The 2,226-nt window shown below is 47.0% G+C and carries 2 protein-coding genes; both read left to right on the forward strand.

Annotated elements, in window-relative coordinates:
- Nucleotides 1-220: 220 nt before the first annotated feature.
- A complete protein-coding gene (locus tag MNV_RS10475; protein ID WP_096205856.1) occupies nt 221-922 on the forward strand; it encodes a hypothetical protein in 702 nt (233 codons plus the stop codon).
- A 38-nt stretch (nt 923-960) separates the two neighbouring features.
- Complete coding sequence (locus tag MNV_RS10480; RefSeq protein WP_143311737.1) at nt 961-1,905, forward strand: hypothetical protein; 945 nt, start codon at nt 961-963, stop codon at nt 1,903-1,905.
- Nucleotides 1,906-2,226 lie beyond the last annotated feature (321 nt).

Raw genomic sequence — 2,226 nt, forward strand, 5'->3', positions numbered from 1 at the left:
GTTGAAATTGGTTCAAACGCCACCGAAACTGTCACTTCTACCACGCTTGATCTCACCACCAACCGGGTCTACCAACTCGTAAGCCAGAATGGTATAATCACACTTATATCAATGCCATAACTGTTGTCCAGATCAAAAATTTGAGGGAATTGAGGGCAAAGTTAGGCTGTAACGTGCCAGCGTCGTGCTGCATCATTTTACAAACGAGGAGTTTTCTATCATGTTTCATCAACAATCTGTTCGCGCATTGTACACACGGCGGTTTGATTGGATTAGCTTGGTCGTAGAAGTTGTTGGGATGCTAATAACGGCCGTTTATCTGACAAAAGCTGACCCCACTGCCACAGGCGGGCCAGATGCCTTTGGGTACACCTTCATAGATTCCAATGAACCAGGTGGCCCCATTTATGCCTGGGAGGAAATTTCCAGCACCGGTACTCTAGTCACCGATTGGACAGACTTCAATAATGGGTTTGCTGGCCCTATTCCCATTGGGTTTTCTTTTAATTATTACGGCAACGCCTATCCAGAGTTATATGTCAACACCAATGGGTATGTCAGTTTTGAACAAGGCTACCTGTTCGCGCCACCTTGTTGCGGGTTGCCCAATACCTCAACACCCAATAACGACATTGCCCTCTTTGGTGATGATTTGCAATTGATAAATTACGGAACGGAATCGGCCGTTTATTACCAAACCCTCAGTAACCCCAACCGCCTGGTTATTGAATTTGTCAATATGTACTACTGCTGCGGTTATCCCCCTTATGTCGGTCACACCCTACCAGGTCATTCTGTACGAAAATGGCGATGTTCTAGCCCAAATACCCAAACCATGAACGGCAACACTTCCACCTATGTAGGTATTGAAAATCAAAACGGCACAGATGGTCTGGGTTACACAGCCTCCCCTAGGAGATAACCTGGCTATTCTTTACCGTTATCCTGTTGGTGTCTTTTTTGGGTGTTTCGCCAGAAAGAGGGTACAGTGATCCCGGCACCACAGTCACCTACACAGTTAGCCTCATCAACCAGACAGGCACAACCGACAGCTACGATCTCACCTTAGCCTCAGGCAACGTCTGGACAACCACACTACCTGTTTCGCAAGTAACACTGGCCGATGGTGAAACGGCATCATTCGAGGTTCCTGTCGAAATCCCTGCCTCTGCCGAACCTGGCGATACCGACACTGCCACCCTCCAAGCCACATCCGTTACCGCCCCTGGCACCTATTCCGCCACTGCCACCTTACCAACTGTAGTAGGTGGCGGAGACACCGCCTACGTAACCGTATCAGACTACAACTATAATTACATTGCTCTCATAGACACCGCTGCCCAAATTTTTATCGGCACCATAGATTTAAGTTTTACCAACTGTAATGAAGCCGATTTTGTCAGTATACCCCCAGATGGTCAAACGGTATGGGTTTCCTGCCCATCTTCCAACAACATCGTTATCATAAACCGCAATACCAACACTATTGCAAACATTTTATATGGCCCATATGCCCCCAATAAAACTGCCTTTTCCACAGATGGTCAATATGCCTTTGTTGGTAGCCTCTATAGCAACCAGATATCAATCATTAACACAACAACCTACGCCCAATCGCTCATTTTTGCTGCAGGGCAAAATGCACAGATTGCCGTTCACCCCTATTTGCCCGTTGCCTATATAACCAATGGAAGTTATCAACCCATAGAGGTGATGGATATGACCTCTTTTGAGATCATACGCACTATAGATGCAACATTTGGTTATTCCCCCGTCGTTTCCCCTGATGGACTGCGATTATATGTTGAAAGCGAGGGGGAGATATTGGCAATAGATACCCAAACAGAACAAATTGTTGATTTTACGCCTTATTTAGGCGAGATGGGTGATATTACGTACGTCTGAGCATCGATCGATGTACAGCTACGTACGTCTGAGCATCGATCGATGTACAGCTACGTACGTCTGAGCATCGATCGATGTACAGCTACGTACGTCTGAGCATCGATCGATGTACAGCTACGTACGTCTGAGCATCGATCGATTACAGCTACGTACGTCTGAGCAGATCGAGTAGCTCATAGCATCAGGATACACAAGTCGCTGCAGATCAGGTCGTCACAGTCAGTACACAGTGTCTGACAGCAGAGTCACGAGACATGCACGTATCGCTGCATGTTAGAACACGGCTGAGGACAGAGACACTGTGACTACGTCAGACATCTG

The sequence above is a fragment of the Candidatus Methanoperedens nitratireducens genome, assembly GCF_900196725.1.
Taxonomy (GTDB): domain Archaea; phylum Halobacteriota; class Methanosarcinia; order Methanosarcinales; family Methanoperedenaceae; genus Methanoperedens; species Methanoperedens nitroreducens_A.